Source organism: Flavobacterium omnivorum (assembly GCF_900099915.1).
Classification (GTDB): Bacteria; Bacteroidota; Bacteroidia; order Flavobacteriales; family Flavobacteriaceae; genus Flavobacterium; species Flavobacterium omnivorum.
This window is the reverse complement of record NZ_FNDB01000008.1, coordinates 93686-111088: the sequence shown is the minus strand read 5'-3', so window position 1 is coordinate 111088 and position 17403 is coordinate 93686. Positions and strand designations below refer to the sequence as shown.

Annotated in this window: 16 protein-coding genes; 11 read left to right on the top strand and 5 right to left on the bottom strand. The window is 36.3% G+C overall.

Annotation, left to right across the window (positions count from 1 at the left end; all coding sequences use genetic code 11):
• Nucleotides 1–115 precede the first annotated feature (115 nt).
• Nucleotides 116–2179, bottom strand: coding sequence for a M13 family metallopeptidase (locus tag BLS90_RS09925; RefSeq protein WP_091257485.1), 2064 nt, complete (start codon nucleotides 2177–2179; stop codon nucleotides 116–118).
• Between the two features lie 137 nt (nucleotides 2180–2316).
• Between BLS90_RS09925 and BLS90_RS09920 the strand changes: the two genes are divergently transcribed.
• The 5 genes from BLS90_RS09920 to BLS90_RS09900 all read left to right on the top strand — a co-directional run bounded on the left by BLS90_RS09920 (nucleotide 2317) and on the right by BLS90_RS09900 (nucleotide 8029).
• Nucleotides 2317–2982, top strand: a complete 666-nt coding sequence (locus tag BLS90_RS09920) for an SCO family protein (protein ID WP_091257484.1) — start codon at nucleotides 2317–2319, stop codon at nucleotides 2980–2982.
• A 163-nt stretch (nucleotides 2983–3145) separates the two neighbouring features.
• The gene (locus tag BLS90_RS09915; protein WP_073352424.1) at nucleotides 3146–3388 is read left to right on the top strand and encodes a FeoA family protein; all 243 of its coding nucleotides are present in this window, start codon (nucleotides 3146–3148) and stop codon (nucleotides 3386–3388) included.
• Nucleotides 3382–5484 carry a ferrous iron transport protein B gene (feoB, locus tag BLS90_RS09910; RefSeq protein ID WP_091257483.1) on the top strand — a complete coding sequence of 701 codons (2103 nt, stop codon included), beginning with the start codon at nucleotides 3382–3384 and terminating at the stop codon, nucleotides 5482–5484. Before BLS90_RS09915 ends, feoB begins: the two co-directional genes overlap by 7 nt.
• Nucleotides 5485–5606: 122 nt before the next feature.
• Entirely contained in the window at nucleotides 5607–7835 is a 2229-nt protein-coding gene (locus BLS90_RS09905) for a TonB-dependent receptor family protein (protein WP_091257482.1), read from the top strand.
• A 65-nt stretch (nucleotides 7836–7900) separates the two neighbouring features.
• Nucleotides 7901–8029, top strand: a complete 129-nt coding sequence (locus BLS90_RS09900) for a FeoB-associated Cys-rich membrane protein (RefSeq protein WP_091257481.1) — start codon at nucleotides 7901–7903, stop codon at nucleotides 8027–8029.
• Here the strand turns inward: BLS90_RS09900 and BLS90_RS09895 are convergent.
• The 4 genes from BLS90_RS09895 to BLS90_RS09880 all read right to left on the bottom strand — a co-directional run bounded on the left by BLS90_RS09895 (nucleotide 8026) and on the right by BLS90_RS09880 (nucleotide 10526).
• Complete coding sequence (locus BLS90_RS09895; protein WP_091257480.1) at nucleotides 8026–8448, bottom strand: hypothetical protein; 423 nt, start codon at nucleotides 8446–8448, stop codon at nucleotides 8026–8028. The genes BLS90_RS09900 and BLS90_RS09895 overlap by 4 nt on opposite strands.
• Nucleotides 8449–8509: 61 nt before the next feature.
• Nucleotides 8510–9328: a ZIP family metal transporter gene (locus BLS90_RS09890; RefSeq protein WP_073353233.1), complete on the bottom strand. Its 819-nt coding sequence runs from the start codon at nucleotides 9326–9328 to the stop codon at nucleotides 8510–8512.
• Between the two features lie 2 nt (nucleotides 9329–9330).
• Nucleotides 9331–9978, bottom strand: a complete 648-nt coding sequence (locus BLS90_RS09885; RefSeq protein ID WP_091257479.1) for a metal-dependent transcriptional regulator — start codon at nucleotides 9976–9978, stop codon at nucleotides 9331–9333.
• Between the two features lie 164 nt (nucleotides 9979–10142).
• Nucleotides 10143–10526 carry a Fur family transcriptional regulator gene (locus BLS90_RS09880; RefSeq protein ID WP_091257478.1) on the bottom strand — a complete coding sequence of 128 codons (384 nt, stop codon included), beginning with the start codon at nucleotides 10524–10526 and terminating at the stop codon, nucleotides 10143–10145.
• Between the two features lie 90 nt (nucleotides 10527–10616).
• Here BLS90_RS09880 and BLS90_RS09875 point away from each other — a divergent pair, with 90 nt between their 5' ends.
• From BLS90_RS09875 to BLS90_RS09850, 6 genes are all read left to right on the top strand, one after another.
• Complete coding sequence (locus BLS90_RS09875; protein ID WP_091257477.1) at nucleotides 10617–10967, top strand: MerC domain-containing protein; 351 nt, start codon at nucleotides 10617–10619, stop codon at nucleotides 10965–10967.
• A complete protein-coding gene (locus BLS90_RS09870; RefSeq protein ID WP_091257476.1) occupies nucleotides 10967–12211 on the top strand; it encodes a GTP-binding protein in 1245 nt (414 codons plus the stop codon). Before BLS90_RS09875 ends, BLS90_RS09870 begins: the two co-directional genes overlap by 1 nt.
• A 148-nt stretch (nucleotides 12212–12359) precedes the next feature.
• The gene (locus tag BLS90_RS09865) at nucleotides 12360–14621 is read left to right on the top strand and encodes a TonB-dependent receptor (RefSeq protein ID WP_091257475.1); all 2262 of its coding nucleotides are present in this window, start codon (nucleotides 12360–12362) and stop codon (nucleotides 14619–14621) included.
• A 310-nt stretch (nucleotides 14622–14931) separates the two neighbouring features.
• On the top strand, nucleotides 14932–15447 hold the full coding sequence (locus BLS90_RS09860; protein ID WP_091257474.1) for a fasciclin domain-containing protein: 516 nt from the start codon (nucleotides 14932–14934) through the stop codon (nucleotides 15445–15447).
• Nucleotides 15448–15535: 88 nt separating this feature from the next.
• Entirely contained in the window at nucleotides 15536–16690 is a 1155-nt protein-coding gene (locus BLS90_RS09855) for a lycopene cyclase family protein (RefSeq protein WP_175455464.1), read from the top strand.
• Between the two features lie 87 nt (nucleotides 16691–16777).
• A complete protein-coding gene (locus BLS90_RS09850) occupies nucleotides 16778–17188 on the top strand; it encodes a BrxA/BrxB family bacilliredoxin (RefSeq protein ID WP_073353245.1) in 411 nt (136 codons plus the stop codon).
• Nucleotides 17189–17403 lie beyond the last annotated feature (215 nt).

The following is a 17403-nucleotide window of genomic DNA, read 5'->3' as shown; positions in this document are numbered from 1 at the left end:
ATTATTAAAGTTTTTGTTAAATTTTGTTGTTCAAATATCGATTAATGGACATAATAAATCCCATTTGCTCGAACATTTAGAGCAAGTGGGATTTTTATTAATCTCGTTGACACTACTACCAAATTTTCACTCGTTTGTCTGGTTGAATGTACATTCCATCGCCTGATTTTACGTCAAAAGCATCATAAAAGGCATCTACGTTTTGCACAGGTACATACGCCCTGTACATTCCAGGAGAGTGTGGATCCGTCTTTACTTGGTTTTTTATCGCTTCATCACGCATTTTAGTACGCCAAACCGTTGCCCAAGAAATAAAGAACCGTTGTTCTGGGGTGTAACCATCAATTAATTCCGGCGTTTCGTTGGCCTTTAAATACATTTGCAAACCATCATAAGCGGCATTAACACCACCTAAATCACCTATATTTTCTCCCAAAGTAAATTTCCCATCAACATGAATTCCAGGTAGTGGTTCTAGGGCACTGTACTGGTCTGCCAAAGCGGTTCCTAAAGTTGTAAATTGTTTTAAATCCTCGGCAGTCCACCAGTCAACAAGATTTCCATCTGCATTGTAACGCGCACCAGAATCGTCAAATCCATGAGAAATCTCATGTCCAATGACAGCGCCAATTCCGCCGTAATTTACCGCTTCATCCGCCTGATAATTGTAGAATGGTGGTTGTAAAATAGCGGCTGGGAAAACAATTTCGTTGTACGAGGGATTGTAATATGCATTTACCGTTTGCGGTGACATTCCCCATTCTGTTTTATCTACTGCTTTGTACAGTTTATCCAAGTCTTCTTGAAAGGACCAACGAGAAAGATTTTTTACATTTTCAAAATAGCTTCCGCCCTCTTCTGTACTAGCAATTTTCAAAGCGGAATAGTCTTTCCACTTATCCGGATATCCAATTTTAATGGCAATTTTATTTAGCTTCTCAACTGCTTTCACTTTCGTTTGCGCTGACATCCAAGACAAATCATTTATTCTGTTTTGGTAAGCCAAAACTACATTTTTGATCATTTTTTCCGCTTTTACTTTGGCTTCAGCCGGAAACATTTTCTCTACATATAATTTTCCTAGCGCTTCTCCAATAGTACTATTTACGGTTTGTAAAGCACGGTCCTCACGCGGTCTTTGCTTGATGGCTCCAGTTAATGTTTTTCCATAAAAATCAAAATTAGCCACTTCTATGTTAGTTGATAACTGACTAGATGCTCCTCGCAACAACGTCCACTTCATGTATTCTTTCCAATCCTCAACTTTATTTTGTGCCAAAATAGTTTGCAAAGCTTTCATATATCGCGGCTCACTTACAATCACCGTATCTAGCTTTGTGAAACCAATACTTGTAAAATACTGCTTCCAATCCAGCGCTGGTGTTATTCTTTGCAAATCTGCAATGGTCATTGGATTGTATTGTAATCTGCCGTCCCTTTGTTCCACACGGTCCAATCTTGGTTGTGACATTGCCGTTTCCAACGCTACAATTTTACGAGCACTTTCCTTCGCTTTTGTTGGGTTTTCACCAATGAACTGCAGCATTTTGGCCACATGCAATTCGTATTTTTCGCGTTTCTCTTTCGAATCTTTATCATCCGCTGAATAATAATCTTTATCCGGTAATCCTAATGACCCTGTACCTACATAAAGCGAATTTTTACTGCTGTTCTTATCATCTGCTCCAACATAAATTCCAAAAAAACCAATACCGCCGACTGGTTCCATTTCGCTTAAGACTTTTTGCAAATCTTTGGTATTTTTGATAGCGTCAATTTTAGCCAAATATGGTTTCAAAGGGTCAATTCCCTGCTTGTCTCTGGCAACCGTATCTAAAATTGATTTGAAAAGATTGATTGCTTTTCCTTGATCTGTAGTGGAATTATAGATTGGGTTTCTAGATGCTTCTTTCAAGATATCCATCGCATCCTTATCCGTTTTTTTCAATAATTCGTTGAAACTTCCCCATGAAGTTCGATCACTTGGGATTTCAGTTTTGTCCAACCACGTGCCGTTTACGTATCTAAAAAAGTCATCGCTTGGCTTCACCTTTTTATCAATGTTCATTACATTAATACCCGGTTCTTTTGCAGCTGGCGTGGTCTGAGCTTCACTTATTGCAAAACCCATAATTGCGGGAATCACAAAAAGTAACTGTTTATTACTTATTTTCTTCATTATTTTAAATTATTTAGTTATCCTCACAAAGCTATTAATAAAAAAGCGATTAGTTATGTACTTTAGACACAATAAGATTGTGTTAATTTGAATTAAAAATAAATCCCGTTTTCGTATTTTTGCATCAAAATAGTACCATGTCCGAGTTTTTAAAAAAATACCGTCTTTTTTTAGGCGTTTTCATTGTTTTTTCAATCATTGTTTTGACTTTATTTTATTCGGCTTTAAAGCCAAAAAAAACACTTCCCATTTACAATCCCGCAGATGTAAATCCGGAATTAGTAGATAGTACTGTTCAGTACAAAAGCAAGTACCACACTATTGCTGATTTTTCCTTTATCAATCAAAATGGAAAAACCATTACCCAAAAAGATTATGAAGGAAAAATATATGTAGCTGATTTTTTCTTTACCACTTGCGGATCGATTTGTCCCAAAATGTCGACTAATTTGTCTGAAATCCAAACTGCTTTTACCCATAATCCAAAAGTAAAATTACTTTCACATACTGTTTTTCCAGAAACGGATAGCGTTCCAGTTTTGAAGGCGTACGCCAAGAAGTATAAAGTTGATGCATCCAAATGGAACTTAGTAACTGGCGACAAAAAAGAAATTTATACCATGGCTAGGAAATCTTATTTAGCTGTAAAACTGGGGAAACCGAGCGAACTGTACGATATGGTTCACACCGAAAACTTTGTTTTAGTAGACACTAAAAGGAGAGTTCGTGGTTTTTATGACGGAACAAACAAAGAGGATATGAAACGATTAATTGCGGACATTACTTTTTTGAGTAACGAATAGCCTAGTGCCACAATAGCTATCCTTGAACTCGGTTTTTGTAATGAAAACCCCTTTATTTTAAGCTTGATTCATTTGCTTTAATAACCGTATAAATGTGACATATATCATTTGTGTTTGTTTTAAAATGTGTATTTTTGCAATCTTAATTCAATCTAAATAAGTTTTGCAAACAACGATCCATTCTCTCAAAAAAGGTGAAAAAGCCATTATAAAAGACTTTGACATCGATGCCGTTCCTTTAAAATTATTAGAAATGGGATGCTTGCCTGGGAATTTAGTAGAATTACTTCAAATTGCTCCTTTTGGAGATCCTTTGTATTTGAACATTAATGGATCACATGTGGCCATTCGGGTAGAAACTGCAAAAGAAATTGAAGTTGATATTATAAAAACCAACTTATGGTAAGCAAACAAAACATCAACGTCGCTTTAATTGGAAATCCTAATGTGGGTAAAACTTCTGTCTTTAATCAGCTCACTGGATTGAATCAACAAGTGGGGAATTATCCTGGAATTACGGTTGAAAAAAAGATTGGTTTTTGCAAATTACCTAACAATATCAAGGCGAATATTCTGGATCTACCCGGAACATACAGCTTAAACGCCAGTTCAATTGATGAAAATGTAGTCATTGAATTATTGCTCAACAAAAATGACAAATTGTATCCTGATGTAGCACTTGTTGTTACCGATGTGGAAAATTTAAAACGGAATTTATTACTTTTTACCCAAATAAAAGACCTCGAAATTCCAACTATCCTAGTCATCAATATGGCAGATAGAATGAAGTTCAAAGGGATCACATTGGATATTCCGTATCTGGAAGATCATTTAAAAACCAAGATTGCGCTAATTAGTTCCAGAAAAGGATACGGAATTGACGAACTGAAAAAATTGATTATCAGTTACCGAACCATTTCAAACGAACCTTGTTTGAGTGCCTCCGTAATCGACCCAGATTACTTCAATAGTTTGCGCAAAGCATTTCCAAATCAACTGCTGTACAAGTTGTGGTTGGTTATTACGCAGGACGTCAACTTCCTGAATTTAGAACGAAATGAAATTAGAAGTTCTTTTACTAAATCACATTCCGATTTAAAGCGACTCCAACAAAAAGAAACTATAAAACGCTATCAATTTATCAATGATGTTCTAAAAGAAGGATTGAAAATTGATGCCTCCGTTGCTAGAGATTACCGCAGCAGATTAGATCGTGTGCTAACCCATAAAGTCTGGGGATATGTGATCTTTTTTCTAATCTTATTTGTTATTTTCCAATCTATTTTTGAATGGTCTAAAATTCCAATGGATTTTATCGACAGTACTTTCGCATCATTGAGCACAATAGCCGCCGAAAAATTACCAGCCGGTGTTTTAACCAACTTAATTTCGCAGGGAATTATCCCAGGAATTGGAGGGATTTTGATATTCATTCCACAAATTGCCTTCTTGTTTATGTTTATTTCGATACTCGAAGAAAGCGGTTATATGAGCCGTGTGGTGTTCCTAATGGATAAAATTATGCGAAAATTTGGTTTATCCGGTAAAAGTGTTGTACCACTTATTTCAGGCACAGCCTGCGCTATTCCAGCGATAATGGCGACCAGAAATATTGAAAACTGGAAAGAACGTTTAATAACTATTTTAGTAACTCCTTTTACCACCTGTTCTGCTAGATTACCCGTTTACGCCATTATTATTGCATTAGTAATTCCTGACAATCGTATTTTTGGATTTTTGAACATGCAAGGAATGACTTTGATGTTGTTGTATTTACTGGGTTTTGGAATGGCAATTTTTTCCGCTTATATTTTAAATAAAATTCTGAAAATCAAAAGGAAAACATACTTTGTAGTTGAAATGCCCAATTATAAATTACCGCTTTTCAAGAATGTAGGAATCAATGTGATAGAAAAAACCAAAGCCTTCATTTATGGTGCAGGAAAAATTATTCTTGCCATTTCTATCGTATTATGGTTTCTAGCTTCTTATGGCCCGGGAGCGAAATTTAACAATGCAGAAAAAATTGTTATTGAAAAAAACCAAAACAAGCCACTGCCGCCAGCCGATTTTGAAAATGCTGTCGCTTCGCAAAAGTTAGAAAACTCATACATTGGTATCATGGGAAAAGCAATTGAACCTGCTATTTCACCGTTAGGATACGATTGGAAAATAGGAATTGCAATCATAAGCTCCTTTGCAGCAAGAGAGGTTTTTGTAGGCACATTAGCAACAATTTACAGCGTTGGAGGAAGTGATAATGAGGTAACAATAAAAAATAAAATGGCTGCCGAGGTCAATCCAGTTACTGGAGAGAAAATTTTCAATTTCGCATCAGGAATATCCTTGTTGTTGTTTTATGCTTTTGCCCTGCAATGTGCCAGTACACTTGCCATCACTAAAAAAGAAACCAATTCTTGGAAATGGCCTGTAGGACAATTAATTTTCATGTCAGGTTTTGCTTATGTAGTCGCTCTCATCGCCTATCAGATTTTGAAATAATTGACCCATAGTAGAACACCTAACCGGTCAACAAACGTTAAATATAATAAATTCATTATTTTTAATTTGTCTAAATAAGATTTGTGCTTTACTTTTGCACCGTAGAATCAATCTAAATAAAAATGAAAAATAATTTAATTGTAGCTTCTTTATTAGTTACATCCGTTATGTTTGCGCAAGAAAAAAAACTTTCTAAAACCCAAAAAGACAGCATTGAAAGTTTAAAAGAAGTTATCATTACCACTGATGCTATTATAGGAAGTAAGTTCAAAGCTAAAAACAAAGCAGGCTCAACTTATTTTATTTCTCCAAAAGAATTAAAAACCTTCAACTACGACGATGTTTCCCGAATTCTAAGAACAGTTCCCGGCGTTACAATTCAGGAAGAAGACGGTTTTGGATTGCGACCAAACATCGGTATGAGGGGTACTAGCCCTAATCGAAGCGAGAAAATCACTTTGATGGAAGATGGGATTCTTATTGCACCAGCACCCTATGCTGCTCCAGCAGCGTATTATTTCCCAACCGTAAGCAGAATGCAATCCTTTGAGATATTAAAAGGGGGCAGCCAGATTCAATACGGACCATATACTACAGGTGGTGCGATTAATATGGTTTCAACGCAAATTCCAAACCGTTTTTCTGGACGCGTCATCGCCAGCATAGGAAGCTTTAACACTAAGAAGACCTACGTAAATATCGGTGATGAACATAAAAATTTTGGTTACGTATTAGAATACAACAACCGAAATTCAGATGGATTTAAAAAAATTGACAATAGCTCCCGAAATACAGGTTTTCAGGCCAATGATTACGTGGCAAAATTCAGAATTAATACTGATGCTGATGCTAAAGTGTATCAATCTTTGACCGCTAAAATTCAATATAGTGAAGACTTGGCTAACGAAACCTATCTTGGTTTAACCGATGAAGATTATGCTAAGGATGCTTATCGAAGATATGTAGGTTCTAATGAAGATTTTATCGATACAGAACACAGTCAAATTATGTTGACTCACTTTATCAAGCCTTTTAAAAACTTTAGTATAACAACCAAAGCGTATCAAAACGACTTCAAAAGAAATTGGTATAAATTAGACGCATTAAAACTAGGGACATCCAAAATAAGCATCAATAACATTCTTACGGATCCCGAAAGATACAATGCAGAATACCGCGCCATAACGGGAGCTGACAACACAATTGACAACGCCTTATTAGTAAAAGCCAATAACCGTAAGTATCAAGCAAAAGGGATTCAAACCGTTGGAAACTATACTTTTGAAACTGGAAAAGCGAAACACGATATTGATTTTGGTATTCGCTACCATGAGGATTATGAAGATCGCTTTCAATGGGTTGATGGATATGCCATTCAAAATGGGGTAATGAACAGAACCAGCAACGGAACTCCTGGAACTGACGCAAATAGAATCACAAAAGCAGAAGCTATTGCAGCTCATATACTTTATAATTTGAACATTGATAGATTTACTTTTACTCCAGGAATTCGTTATGAAGATATCAAATTAAATTCACTAAATTACGGTACAAATGATATTAATAGAGTTGGAACTACCTTAGCAAAAGCAAATAACAACATCAATGTATGGATTCCAGGAATGGGGATATTGTACAAAATAAATGATGATTACAACTTATTTACAAGTGTTCACAAAGGATTTTCGCCTCCTGGTGTATCTGCAGGAGAAGATGCTGAAAACAGTTTAAATACAGAATTGGGTTTCCGTTTTAACAAAAACGCATTGCAAGGCGAGATTATAGGATATTACAATAATTTTTCAAACCTTCAAGGATCGGATTCGATGTCAGGAGGAGGAGCTGGAACTGGAGATCTCTTCAATGCTGGAGAAGCGATCGTAAAAGGAATTGAAATATTGGCTACCTATGAGGTAATTAACAACCGAGAAAAAGGCTTTAAAGTACCTGTTACTGTTTCCTATACTTTGACGGATACAGAATTGAAAAACAATTTCAACAGCACCATTTGGGGAACTGTAGAAAGCGGTGATGAAATTCCATACATCGCCAAAAATCAGTTGGCTATAACAACCGCATTTGAAACGGAGAAATTCAATTTTGCCCTTAGCGGAAAATACGTAGATGCTTTTAGAACAGAAGCTGGCGTTGGAACTATTCCAGCAAACATCAGAGTGGCTTCTAATTTCATTATCGATTTTTCAGCAAAATACAACCTAAACCAGCACATTAGCTTAATGGGAAATATAATCAATTTGTTGGATAAGGAATATGCCGTTTCAAGAGTTCCTGCCGGATTAAGACCAGGACAACCTTTTGGAATCAACTTTGGAATTATGGCACAATTATAAAATATTGTCATTAGTTTAACTCAAAAAAGCAACCGATACCGGTTGCTTTTTCTTATTTTTACAGTATGGATATTCAAGAAATTATAGCCTTTGCCGCACTAGCAGTCGCACTCGCTTTTCTGATTAAAAAATTCTTTTTCAAAAAGAAAAAATCGGACAAAAATTGTGGAAGTGGCGATTGTGGTTGCAGTTAATCCTGTTTATAATAGCCAATTTTTAGGCAATACTCTTTGGAATTAATTTTCTTTCCTTCTTTAGGATACGGCAATACCTGCATGGTTTTTATCTTCTTCTGTTTCCTTGGTAAGTACTTAGCAAACCACTCTTTATTTTCTTTTTCATTTTTCATTGCAAATAGCAACGTTGCATCTTCAATTAATTTTGAATCTTTATACACCGAAACAATCGCGGTGACTTCTCCAGCCCAAATGCAAGTTAGCCCTTCCGGACAACGGGAGTCAGTAACAATCGATTTTAAAACTAATTGAAAATCTTTTTGATTGGAACACACTTTTTGATCTATAGTTACATAATTGATCTTTTGATCTTTCGGGCTTTGCGCCAAAGCAAAAGTACCGATAAGGATAAAAAAGAATCGTATTGACTTTTTCATAGGCAGTTTTTGAAATATAAAACTACGCTTTCTTTTACTGAGAATCTTAAAAAAAAGATTTCTAGCCTAAAGCAACATCCAACACCATCATCACAATGAACCCACCAACGAATCCAAGCGTGGCGATATCCGTGTTTTTATCTTGTTGTGTTTCTGGGATTACTTCTTCAACCACTACAAAAATCATGGCTCCTGCAGCAAAAGCCAATGCATACGGCAAGATTGGCGTAAAAAACGTAACTGCAAAAGCCCCTAAAACCGCCGCAACTGGTTCTACCAATGCGGAAGATTGTCCGTACATAAAGCTTTTCCACCTACTCATTCCCATGCGTCGCAACGGCATAGCGACCGCAATTCCTTCCGGAAAATTCTGAATTCCTATACCAATCGCTAAAGTGACGGCCCCAGCAATAGAAGCTTCAGGAATTCCAGCAGCGACACCTCCAAAAAGAACTCCAACAGCCAAACCTTCTGGAATATTGTGTAGTGTAATAGCCGAAACTAACAATGTGGTGCGTTGCCAAGGAGATTTCACACCTTCTGAAACTTTAAAATTGATATGAAGGTGCGGCAATACTTTGTCTATTCCAAAAATGAACAGCGCGCCAAGAAAAAATCCAAAAGCGGCAGGAATAACTTTTTCAAAACCTTCACCGCCCGTCATTTCTATGGCTGGGGCCAATAAACTCCAGAAACTTGCTGCAACCATTACCCCGCCTGTAAACCCGAGCATTCCATCGAGAACGGTTCTATTCATGGTTTTAAACATAAAAACAAAAGAAGCTCCTAAAGCGGTAAGAAACCAAGTGAACAAACTCGCATACAAAGCGGCTAAAATTGGGTCGATACTCGTGAAATAATCAACAATTGATTGATACATAATTACTTGATATATAGATTACTGGCTATTTTATGTGAAATCGTTATTTCTTTGGTCTCCACCCGAATTCTAAAAGAGGAATCAAAGCTTTCCTTTTCGATAATCTCAATGTGAGAACCCAAAGCGATTTCTTGCTTGTCTAAATACTTTAGAAAATCAGAAGAAGTGTCTTTGACTCCCACACAAATTCCTACTCGGTTTTTATCCATTTCTGAAAGTAGCTGTTTTTCTATTTTTGTAATTCTTCCATTAGCATCGGGAATAGCATCTCCATGAGGATCCTCTGTCGGATTTCCTAAAAAATCATCCAATTTATTGATCAATTTTTCTGATTTAATATGCTCCAGTTGTTCTGCAAGATCGTGCACTTCATCCCATGAAAAATCTAGTTTTTCGACTAAAAAAGTTTCCCAAAGACGGTGCTTTCTAACAATCATTTTGGCTGCTAATTGTCCTTTTTCGGTAAGAGATACCCCTTGGTATTTCACGTAGTTAACCAACTCTTTTTCGGCAAGTTTCTTAAGCATATCGGTAACAGATGATGCTTTTGTTTCCATTTTTTCAGCAATGGCGTTGGTGCTAATACCAGCATCCGACACTGCCATAAGGTGGTAAATGGTCTTGAGATAATTTTCTTCTGAAAAGGTCATAGTATTATTTTGGATATTTTCCCTACATCTTATAACGATGTAGAAAATAAAATGTGTTGCTAAAATTATTTAACAATTAAAATTGCAACATAACTTCAGCGACAAATATACACAAAAAGAATACCAAAAATATTTTTTAGTCTAGTCTAAAACAATTTTTCTTTCTATAAACAATTCGGGCACAAACCAGAAAGGGTAAAATTGACTTCATTAACCTGATAATTGGGTGGTAGATCAAAAGTAGGCTCAACATGCTCTAAGCAAGTTACCAAGTGGCATTTTTCGCAACTGAAATGAATATGATTGTGGCAATGCGGAGCAGTATCGTGAAGGTGATGGCAACTCGCATATTTAATTGTTCCGTCTAAATTTACAATTTTATGAATCACATCTTCAGTTACCAAACGATCTAAAACCCTGTAAATAGTAACGCGGTCACAAATATTTTGGCTTAAAGCCTGAATCTCAGTATGCGATAAAGCGACTTCAGAATTTTTTATAATTTCTAAAATGGTCGTTTTGGCGGTCGTATTTCGAGTTGTTTTCATAATCGAATAAAATTTAAACGCAACGTTGTTGCGATAACAAATATATTTCTATATTTGCAACTGAATTGCATTAAGCAAATATACAAGAAAATGAAGAAAACTACATCATTAAAAATGGATATTTTAGGGATTAGCAGTGCAGGATTATGCTTAGTCCATTGTTTAATTTTCCCCTTAATATCTATACTTCCACTAGGGCTGTCGCACAATCCGTATATCGATTTAGCTTTTGCTTCTATTGGATTATGGGCGGTTTTGAACATCATAAAGAAAGTAAGTTTACTCGTTGCACTATTGCTTTTAACCTCAATCACCCTAATCATCTTGAGTGTGTTTATTGAAGTTTTTTTGGATTATCACACTAGTTTAATTCTGCTGGGAGGCATAGGGATGATCCTCGGGCATTTGATAAACTACAGCAATCATAAAAACACGCACTAATGAAAAAATTACCCGTAACCGTATTATCCGGTTTCCTAGGAGCAGGAAAAACGACTTTGCTCAATCATATCCTGCACAATAAAGAAGGTTTAAAAGTAGCCGTAATCGTAAATGATATGAGCGAGGTTAACGTTGATACTAATTTGGTAAAAGCAGAAAACACTTTGTCTCGCACAGAAGAACGACTAGTCGAAATGAGCAACGGCTGCATTTGCTGCACGCTTCGAGAAGATTTAATGATTGAGGTCGAAAAATTAGCAAAAGAAAATCGCTTTGATTACTTGCTAATTGAAAGCTCCGGAATCAGCGAACCCATTCCCGTGGCACAAACGTTTTCGTTTGTAAATGAAGAAGAAAATATCGATTTGTCCCGATTTAGTTATATCGACACCATGGTGACTGTAGTAGATGCGTTCAACTTCTTTAAAGATTTTGGTTCAGCTCAAACCCTCGAAGAAATCAAAGCAACGAACATTGAAAATGACAATAGAACAATTGTGAACCTGCTGGTCGATCAAGTGGAGTTTGCTAATGTGATTATACTAAACAAAACTGATTTGGTTACCCAAAAAGAATTGGAAACCCTGAAGGCTTCCATCCAGAAACTTAATCCTGTGGCAACAATAATCACCTCGGTTCTAGGGAAAGTGCCGCCAAGCACCATTCTAAACACTGGATTATTCAACTACGAAGAAGCGGAATCTTCTGCGGGTTGGATGCGGGAATTGGAAGGAATTCATACCCCTGAAACCGAAGAATATGGAATTTCATCTTTTGTGTTTAGAGACGAGCGTCCGTTCCATCCACAACGTTTTTGGCACTACCTCACCATCAATTTTCCACAGAATGTGATTAGAAGTAAAGGTCTTTGCTGGATTGCTTCCAGACCCGAACAAGCAATTAACTGGAGTCAAGCCGGCGGATCCATGAAAGCTGAAGGTGCCGGCGTATGGTGGGCAAGTATGCCTCTTGGTGAACGGGTGACTTTCAATAATTTTGTCGAATACCAAGATAGTATTGAAGAACGATGGACCGATAATTTTGGTGACCGACTGAACGAAATCGTATTTATCGGCATGGCATTAAATGAAACAGAAGTTCGAAGCCAACTCGATAATTGCCTATGCACGGCCGATGAAATTATGAATTTACAAGATGGATTTTTCTCAAGCAAAGATAATTTTCCTATTCCAAGAGCAGCCGTAACCAATGCCCTAACGGCGCTATTAAACGAATTAAATTAGTTATAAATCCCGATTGTTTTGGTTAATTATTGGGTGCTTAAGCGGTTCATATTCAGGGTGAGCCGTTTTTATTTTATAGATAAATTGCTACTATTTTTAGAATGTCAAATATTTTTTTTAGATTTGTCTAAAATTTAATTTAAATTAAATGAAAAAAATATATTTATTCTTGCTTTTTTTGACTTTAAACTTTGGCTACAGCCAACAAAAAGCGAGTATTTCAGGCTTTGTTTCTTCTAACGAAACCAGAATTAAAGCGGCACGACTTCTTTTAATCAAAACTGATCATACTGCACAAACGGATAGTTTAGGACATTTTAGCATAGAAAATATTGAAGAGGGGAAATATAAACTTACTATTTCGGCTGAAGATTACCTATCTCAGAGTATAAACATCATCATTAAAAAAAATGAGAATCTAAATATTGACATTGAACTTTCAACGGTTCAAAATCAACTCAATGAAGTGGTAATTTCAGGAACGCTAAAACCAGTAAAACGTTTGGAAAACCCTGTTCCTGTTGAGATCATAACGGCAACGTTTTTAAAACAAAATCCAACCAGTACTGTTTTTGATGCACTGCAAAATGTAAATGGATTGCGACCACAAAATAATTGTAATGTTTGCAATACCGGCGATATACGCATCAATGGACTAGATGGCCCGTACACAATGGTTACTATAGATGGCATGCCCATAGTCAGCGCCCTTGGGACAGTATATGGGTTGTCAGGAATACCCACTTCGATGATCGACAGAATTGAAGTGGTCAAAGGCGCAGCTTCTACTTTATATGGCAGTGAAGCAGTGGGAGGACTAATCAATATTATAACTAAAAGACCTCAAGCTGTTCCTGTTTTTACAGCTGATATTTTCTCCACTTCGTGGCTAGAGACCAACATTGATTTGGGTTATCGAACTACCATTGGCAAAAAGACCGACGCCTTGATTGGGGTAAATTATTTTACCTACAACAACCCTATTGATAACAACAACGACAATTTTACAGATTTATCGCTACAAAACCGAGTTTCTATTTTCAGTAAATTGAACTTCAATAGAGAATCCAAAAAGGAATTTAGCGTAGTATCAAGATATTTATATGAAGATCGCTGGGGAGGAGAAATGCAATGGAACAAAAGTTTTAGAGGCGGCAGTGCCGTTTATGGTGAAAGTATTTACACTTCACGCTATGAATTTTTGGGCAAATATGAACTTCCCATTAAAGAAAAAATGTACCTGCAATTTTCATTAATTGGTCACGACCAAAACTCTGTTTACGGCAATTCCACTTTTCTAGCTAGTCAAAAAATCGCTTTTGGACAACTGCTTTGGGATAAAAACTGGAACAATCATTCGGTGCTTTTGGGTACGGCATTTCGATATCAATATTATAATGACAATACGACCGCAACCATCAACGCTGATCATTCTAAAATTTATAGTGCCTTCGTACAAGACGAAATTAAATTTAGTGACAAAACAAGTGCACTACTTGGTTTGCGCTATGATTATAATGCCGCTCATGGCTCTATCGTGACACCTCGTTTCGCTTTTAAATACAAGCCATCCACAACTGATATTTTGCGGCTTAATTTTGGAACTGGATTTAGAGTTGTGAATCTTTTTACTGAAGATCACCAAGCCTTATCAGGAGCAAGAACCGTTATTCTACTAGCCGACATACAGCCCGAAACATCCTATAATTTAAATTTGAACTATTTAAAAAAGTACAATCTTATAAACGCTGGTGTCATTAACTTAGAACTCTCTTCTTGGTACACGTATTTTACAAACAAGATTTTTGCAAATTATGATATAAATCCTAACCAGATTATTTATGACAATTTAAATGGTTATTCTAGAATTTTCGGACTCAGTTCTAATGTAGATTGGATTACACCATTTGGCTTGAAAGCAACCATTGGCGCAAGTTATTATGATCCAATAACGAAGCAAAACAAACAGAAGTTCGTACCCTTATTCACGGAAAAATTTTCAATCAATTGGGCTATTAATTATGAAATTCCTTCTTGGTTTTTAGCCATTGATTACACGGGAAACACCACAGGATCGATGCGCTTGCCGCTTCTTGGCGCACTAGATCCAAGACGTGAAAAGTCTCTGCCGTTTAGTATTCAAAACATTCAATTTACATTTAAAAAAATTCATAATTTAGAAATTTATAGTGGTGTTAAAAACCTATTGAATTGGACGCCCAATCGTGGCAATCCTTTTTTAATTGCCAGAGCAAATGATCCCTTTGACAAAAATGTGCAGTTCGACAACACTGGAAATGTTGTACCCACTGCTGACAACCCTTATGCCTTGACATTTGATCCAACCTACGCCTACGGTCCCAATCAAAGCAGGCGAATGTTCCTTGGACTGCGGTACCATATTGATTAAATAAATATCATTTCCTACCTTAATTTAACGCTGAGAAGCATGTGTTTTACTTTTACCTACATCAAATTGAAAACCATTTTCGAGTAACTATCCATCAAAATTATTTTGTTTCACTATATTTTGTTTTCAGAAAACGATACTATAAAATTTGAAATTTGGTAAGGAGTCGAAATTACTTGCTGTAACCTTATAAATCACTAGTTTTCAATATATAACTTTAAACTATTGAGAGTAAACGGTAGTTAAACTTATACAAACTGTAATAAGAGCGTTTTAGAAACATCGTATTTTTACAGGAAACAAAGTCACTATGAAAACAAAGAAAATTATTTCGTCAGCAATTCTAGCAATTGCACTTTTTACTGGTATTAGCTCTTTTGCACAAAACGTTGTAGAAGTAGCCGTAGGTTCTGAAAACCATACGACATTGGTAGCGGCTGTGAAAGCAGCAGGCTTAGTCGACACTTTAACAGGAGCAGGACCATTTACTGTTTTTGCACCTACAAACGCTGCTTTTGACAAATTACCTACAGGTACAGTTGCAAGTTTATTAGAACCAGCAAACTTAAAAACACTACAAGGCATTCTAACATACCACGTTGTTGCTGGTAAAATTGATAGTAAAGCAGTTGTTGCAGCTATTAAAGCAGGAAAAGGTAAAGCTGTTTTGACGACTGTTCAAGGCGGAACATTAACAGCGTCTTTAAAGGGTGAAAATGTAATTGTTACAGATGAAAAAGGTGGAGTTGCAACAATTACTGCTGTAGATTTAGATGCGTCAAATGGTATAATTCATGTAATCGACACTGTTTTAATGCACAAATAGTATTTACTTATTTTACAATTGATCAACAAACCACGCTTTGGCGTGGTTTATTCTTTTAATACTGTCTCTAAAAAATTATATTTGCAAAGTGAAACAGTATGATTATATTTTTACAGGCGCAGGACTATCGGCTTTGATGACCGTATATAAAATGGTGCAATCCGGTTCATTTTCCGATAGCAGTATTTTGTTATTGGATGAGAATACCAAAAAAACCAACGACAGAACGTGGTGCTTTTGGAAAACGCAGGACTCCCCTTGGGAACTATCTATCTCAAAAAAATGGGATTTAGCTTTGTTTGCCAATGAAAATTTTCGCCGTGATTTACACTTGAAACCGTATCAATACAATATGGTAAAAGGGCTTGATTTTTACAACCAAGTATTTGATTTGCTTTCAAGACAAGACAACATCACGTTCCTCCATCAGAGAGTAATGGCCATAGAAGAATCAGAGACCATAGTTCTAGTACAAACTGAAAAAGATAGTTTTTCGTGTTCCAAATTATTCAATAGCATTTATAACAACCAAAAAGCCGCAAGTCAGACTACATATCCTTTGCTTCAGCAGCATTTTATTGGCTGGTTTATCAAAAGCGAACAGCCTGCTTTTAATCCGGAGCAAGCTACTTTCATGGATTTTTCGGTGGAACAAAAAGGAAATACGCGCTTTATGTATGTGTTACCAACGTCTAAAACAGAAGCGTTATTTGAATACACCTTGTTTTCGCACCAGCATTTAAAAAAGGAAGAATACGAAAACGAGATCCAGCACTACATTGAAAAATTGGGTGTCACAAATTATGAAATTTTAGAAAAAGAACAGGGTAGCATTCCTATGACCTGTTATCCTTTTTGGAAGGCAAATACAAAAAACGTTCTCAATATAGGAACTTCTGGTGGATGGACCAAAGCAAGTACGGGCTATACTTTTAAAAATTCTGATAAAAAATCATCTGAACTCGTGGCCTTTTTACAAAGGGAAACTGACTTTAGAAAATTTCATAAAAAAACCAAGTTCTGGTTTTATGACCTGCTACTATTGGATATTTTAGACCGAAAAAATGAATTGGGTTCTCACATCTTTTCTTCTATGTTCAAAAAAGGCAATCCCAGCTTGATTTTTAAGTTTTTAGATGAAGAAACCTCTTTGATAGAAGACATAAAAGTGATTTTGAAATGTCCCAAAACACTATTTATCAAAGCAATTTTCCATGTCGTTTTCAAATCAATCAAACTATAACAAAACTTTATAATTCATCTCTAAATCTTGAAGGTAAACTTTGTAACTTTGCAACTCAAAATAGTATTTATTTAAAATATAAAAGATATGTATCCAGAAGAAATGGTAAAACCAATGCAAGCGGAACTAACGACTGCCGGTTTTCAAGATTTACATAGTGCTGAGGCAGTAGAAAACGCAATGAAATTAGAAGGAACAACCCTTGTGGTAGTGAATTCGGTTTGTGGTTGTGCTGCAAGAAACGCACGTCCAGGAGCAAAAATGAGTTTAGAGGGTGGTAAAAAACCAGACCATTTAATCACGGTTTTTGCAGGAGTTGACAAAGATGCTGTAGATGCAGCCAGACAACACATGTTCCCTTTTCCTCCATCATCGCCCGCTATGGCTTTGTTCAAAAACGGAGAATTAGTCCACATGCTAGAGCGTCACCACATTGAAGGTCGCCCAGCAGAACTAATTGCTGAAAACTTGAAAGATGCTTTCAACGAGTACTGCTAATTAAATAAAGAGTCAAACTAAAACCACGTTCATTCGTGGTTTTTTTATTTGGAGCTGTTTCCTGCTTTCCGTTGCAATCTTTTTTCCCGCAAAAGAAGCGGATAAAAAAGGATTTTCACTACAATCAGGGCTAGAAATGGTCTGGATTAAAATTACAAACCTTAATAATTCCTGCAATCCCTTGCTATAACTCCGTTTTACTAATCAACTTACCA

Bases quoted from the DNA above. Each gene is read 5' to 3' on its own strand.
- BLS90_RS09925 (WP_091257485.1), bottom strand. From the start codon at position 2,179: ATGAAGAAAATAAGTAATAAACAGTTACTTTTTGTGATTCCCGCAATT.
- BLS90_RS09920 (WP_091257484.1), top strand. From the start codon at position 2,317: ATGTCCGAGTTTTTAAAAAAATACCGTCTTTTTTTAGGCGTTTTCATT.
- feoB (WP_091257483.1), top strand. From the start codon at position 3,382: ATGGTAAGCAAACAAAACATCAACGTCGCTTTAATTGGAAATCCTAAT.
- BLS90_RS09905 (WP_091257482.1), top strand. From the start codon at position 5,607: ATGAAAAATAATTTAATTGTAGCTTCTTTATTAGTTACATCCGTTATG.
- BLS90_RS09900 (WP_091257481.1), top strand. From the start codon at position 7,901: ATGGATATTCAAGAAATTATAGCCTTTGCCGCACTAGCAGTCGCACTC.
- BLS90_RS09895 (WP_091257480.1), bottom strand. From the start codon at position 8,448: ATGAAAAAGTCAATACGATTCTTTTTTATCCTTATCGGTACTTTTGCT.
- BLS90_RS09890 (WP_073353233.1), bottom strand. From the start codon at position 9,328: ATGTATCAATCAATTGTTGATTATTTCACGAGTATCGACCCAATTTTA.
- BLS90_RS09885 (WP_091257479.1), bottom strand. From the start codon at position 9,978: ATGACCTTTTCAGAAGAAAATTATCTCAAGACCATTTACCACCTTATG.
- BLS90_RS09880 (WP_091257478.1), bottom strand. From the start codon at position 10,526: ATGAAAACAACTCGAAATACGACCGCCAAAACGACCATTTTAGAAATT.
- BLS90_RS09875 (WP_091257477.1), top strand. From the start codon at position 10,617: ATGAAGAAAACTACATCATTAAAAATGGATATTTTAGGGATTAGCAGT.
- BLS90_RS09870 (WP_091257476.1), top strand. From the start codon at position 10,967: ATGAAAAAATTACCCGTAACCGTATTATCCGGTTTCCTAGGAGCAGGA.
- BLS90_RS09865 (WP_091257475.1), top strand. From the start codon at position 12,360: ATGAAAAAAATATATTTATTCTTGCTTTTTTTGACTTTAAACTTTGGC.
- BLS90_RS09860 (WP_091257474.1), top strand. From the start codon at position 14,932: ATGAAAACAAAGAAAATTATTTCGTCAGCAATTCTAGCAATTGCACTT.
- BLS90_RS09850 (WP_073353245.1), top strand. From the start codon at position 16,778: ATGTATCCAGAAGAAATGGTAAAACCAATGCAAGCGGAACTAACGACT.